The sequence below is a fragment of the Stenotrophomonas sp. HMWF003 genome, from assembly GCF_003061285.1.
GTDB classification, from domain to species: Bacteria; Pseudomonadota; Gammaproteobacteria; order Xanthomonadales; family Xanthomonadaceae; genus Stenotrophomonas; species Stenotrophomonas maltophilia_AP.
Genome location: NZ_QAIW01000355.1, coordinates 3,213 through 6,824, shown reverse-complemented (window position 1 = coordinate 6,824; position 3,612 = coordinate 3,213). Strand labels below are relative to the sequence as shown.

The window sequence follows — 3,612 nt, the reverse complement described above, 5'->3', positions numbered from 1 at the left end:
GCCACCGTGTCCGGCACGGCGGCAGCGGCGTCGGTCTGCTCGGCGAGGTCGGCGATGATCGGACAATCCGGGCGATCGTTGCCGTGGCAGTGCTCGGCCAGATGTTCCAGGGTCTGCGCCATCGCCTCCAGTTCGGCAATCCGGGTGCGCAGGCCCGCCACGTGCGCCAATGCCACGGCCTTGACGTCCGCACTGGCCCGGCCGCGGTCGTTCCACAAGGTCAGCAGCTCGGCGATCTGTTCAACCGGAAATCCGAGGTCGCGCGCGCGCCGGATGAAGCGCAGGCTGTGCGCATCCTGCGTGCTGTAGGTCCGGTAGCCCGCGGCGCTGCGTTCGGCCTGCGGAATCAGGCCGATCTGTTCGTAGTACCGGATCATCTTCGCCGACACGCCGGAAAAGGCGGCCGCCTGACCAATATTCAACATGTTCTGCTCCTGGGAAACCTGCTGCCACGCCGCACCACCGTCCCCATCATCGCGCCGATGCCGGCGTGGAGGTGAAGCGTCACACGGTACCCCCAGTCTGGGGATTCCCACCGTGGGAAGGTCAAGCCAGGGGCGTTTGGCCGGCCTGCAACCGTTCACGCAGGATCGCGTCGGCCGACGGTACCCCGCGCAGCTGCTGCTCGATCACCGTGGCCACGGCGCCGAACATCTTCTTCTGGACCAGATAGCAGACCAGGAAGAACGGCAGCATCAACAGCATCGGTGCCGCCGCCGGCCGCACCAGGACCACCGGAATGATCGACAGCGACATGCCCAGGGCCGACCAGTTGAAGCGCCCTTCCACCCTCACCTCGCGCCGCCTGGGATCGGCGACCACCCGACCGCGCATGATCGGGTAGAAGCGTTGGGCGAAGCTCTCGCGGAAGGCATAGCTGCCGTCGGGCAGCTGGCGGAACACCAGGTGGAGGTACGTTCCGCGCGGCACATCGTGTTCCAGGCTGCCCAGTGACAGTCGGGTGCGCCAGTCGGCCGGGGCAGCGATGCGTTGGTTGAAAATGCGGATGCCCCAGCTGAAATAGCGGGCGTTCCAGAAGAACTGCAGCACCAGGTCGATCAGCAGCAAGGCAATCAGGGCAAAGACCATCGAAACTCCACGGGCGGCCAGTGGCCAGCACCCCACGCAGTTGCGGCGGGGGGCGGGCGTCCAGTGAAACGGCGCAGCGCATCCCCGCGCCGCGGTGGCAAGCATACGCCAGATGCCCGGCGGCCGATCAGCAGGCCCCTACTCCAGGCCAGCGCGGTACGCCACGCCCCCGCGCAGGGTAATGCGTCGCTCCCACCACCAGAACATCACCAGCAGCACCGCGCCCATGGCCAGGAACACCAGGCCGCTGAGTAGATGCACCTCGACGCTGGTCTCCAGCGCCTTCATCACCTTCAGTGCGACGTAGCGCTGGTAGTCGACCAGATCGCGCTGGGGGTGATCGACAAAATAGCGGGCCAGGCTGCCGCGTACGTTGATCCATGAACCGCCGTGATCGGAACTGTCAAAGGCGTACACGCCGAACGCCATCTGCGCGACACCGGCCAGCATGCAGAACAGGCCCATCACCAACAGTATCCAGCGCATTGTCGTTCCTCGACGAAAGGGCCAGCCGGTGGCCGTCCAGCACAGGGGAGGCAGGCCCGGTTGTCGGCGCTGCCCGGCACCCAGCGTAATGCGTCGTCCCGCCGTGCGCACGCCCTGCCCGGGCCCGCCGGCCCCGACCCGGCCGCCGTTGGTCCCTTGCTCCCCCCTTTCGTCCCGTGCCCCATGACGACGGGCGGTAGCGGGCACACACTCGCTGCCATCGCTACCGGCCCACCGCCAAGGAATACTCCGATGAAACGACGTGACTGCCTCAAGGCCAGCCTGGCCCTGCCCCTGCTGCCGGTGGTCCTGAAGGCGACGGCCGCCACACCCCTGCCCAGCCCCCGGGTGCGGCCGGGCACCGCCGGGTGGCCGGCCCGTGCCGACTGGGCCCGGTTGTCGCAGGCAGTCGGCGGGCGGCTGTCGGTGCCGCAGTCGCCGTTCCTGGGCGATGCCGCCAGCCGCGCTGACGCGCTGGCGCAGATCCACAACCCCTTTTACATCGGGGACCAACCGGGCCTGACCCAGACCAGTGGCTACTTCGGCGCATGGCGTTCGGTGCCCAGCGCGCAGATGGTGGCCGCCACCAGCAGCGCCGACGTCGCCGCGGCAGTGAACTTTGCCCGCACCCATCGGCTGCGGCTGGTGGTCAAGGGCGGCGGCCACAGCTACCACGGCACCTCGTGCGCGCCCGACTCACTGCTGGTCTGGACCCGGGCGATGAACCAGGTGCAGCTGCACGATGCTTTCGTACCGCAGGGCGCGCGCCCGGGCACGGCGGCGCAGCAGGCGGTGAGCGTGGGTGCCGGGGCGATGTGGATCGACGCCTATACCGCGGTTACCACCCATGGGGGGCGTTACGTGCAGGGCGGTGGCTGCACCTCGGTGGGCGTGACCGGGCTGGTCACCGGCGGTGGCTTCGGCAGTTTCTCCAAGACCTTCGGCAGCGCCGCGGCGGGCCTGCTGGAGGCCGAGGTGGTGACCGCTGACGGGCGGGTGCGGGTGGTCAACGCGGACAACGACCCGGACCTGTTCTGGGCACTGAAGGGGGGCTGTGCCGCCAGCTTCGGCATCGTCACCCGGATGACCCTGAAGACCCACGCCCTGCCCGATACGTTTGGCGGCGTCTCCTTCAAGGTACAGGCCAGCACCGAGGAACAGTGGCGTGCGCTGGCGGCCCAGGTACTGCGCTTCTATCGGGACAGCCTGTGCAACGCCCACTGGGGCGAGCAGATCACCTTCGCCGGTGAGCGCACCCTGTCGATCTCGATGGTGTTCCAGGGCCTCAGTCGCGAGGCGGCGGCCGCCACCTGGCAACCGTTGCTGGACTGGATCGCCGCCGATACGGGATACACCCTGCGTGAACCGTTGCAGGCCCTGGCGATGCCGGCGCGCGACTTCTGGGACGCGGACTTCTTCCGCCAGCACGCGCCGGCGATCATTGCCGAGGACACCCGTGCCGATGCGCCGGCCCACCACATGCTGTGGAAAGGCGACCAGGGCCAGGTCGGCTGGTTCCTGCACGGGTATGCCTCGGCGTGGATGCCGTCGGCGCTGTTGGGGGACGACCAGGTGGTGGCCACCGCAACGGCGCTCTGTGCGGCGGCCGCGCACATGGACGTGGGCCTGCATTGCAACAAGGGGCTGTTCGGCGCGCCCGCCGAGGCGATCGCAGCCAGCGCCGACACCGCCACCCACCCTGCCGTGCTGGACGCCTTCGCCTTGGCGTTGATCGGCAATGCCGGCGGCCCGGTCTATCCCGGCTGTGGCGGCAGCGTGGACGAACCCGGCGCGCGCCGCGGCGCGCTACGGGTGCGGCGTGCCTACGAGGCCCTGTCGGTGCTGGTGTCCAAGGCCCCCACGTACGTGTCCGAGTGTGACTACTTCCAGGCCGATTGGCAGCAGGCCTTCTGGGGCCCGCACTACCCGCGCCTGCTGGCCACCAAGCAGCGCTACGACCCGGACGGGCTGTTCGTGATCCATCACGGCGTGGGCAGCGAGGCCTGGAGCGCGGACGGCTTCGCGCCCCGCCCCGGC

The 3,612-nt window shown here is 69.2% G+C and carries 4 protein-coding genes; 1 reads left to right on the top strand and 3 read right to left on the bottom strand.

Going from position 1 to position 3,612, the window contains the following annotated elements; genetic code table 11:
* The 3 genes from cueR to DBR34_RS14475 form a co-directional block, all read right to left on the bottom strand.
* Nucleotides 1-425, bottom strand: a 425-nt coding sequence (cueR, locus tag DBR34_RS14485) for a Cu(I)-responsive transcriptional regulator (RefSeq protein WP_343125615.1), incomplete at its 3' end; no start/stop codon positions are given.
* Between the two features lie 121 nt (nucleotides 426-546).
* Nucleotides 547-1,089 (bottom strand): hypothetical protein, encoded by a 543-nt coding sequence (locus DBR34_RS14480; RefSeq protein ID WP_128097313.1) that lies wholly within the window; start codon nucleotides 1,087-1,089, stop codon nucleotides 547-549.
* Nucleotides 1,090-1,227: 138 nt separating this feature from the next.
* Nucleotides 1,228-1,575, bottom strand: coding sequence for a hypothetical protein (locus tag DBR34_RS14475; protein ID WP_128097312.1), 348 nt, complete (start codon nucleotides 1,573-1,575; stop codon nucleotides 1,228-1,230).
* A 252-nt stretch (nucleotides 1,576-1,827) separates the two neighbouring features.
* Between DBR34_RS14475 and DBR34_RS14470 the strand changes: the two genes are divergently transcribed.
* On the top strand, nucleotides 1,828-3,612 hold a 1,785-nt coding region (locus DBR34_RS14470; protein WP_146186852.1), incomplete at its 3' end, for an FAD-binding protein.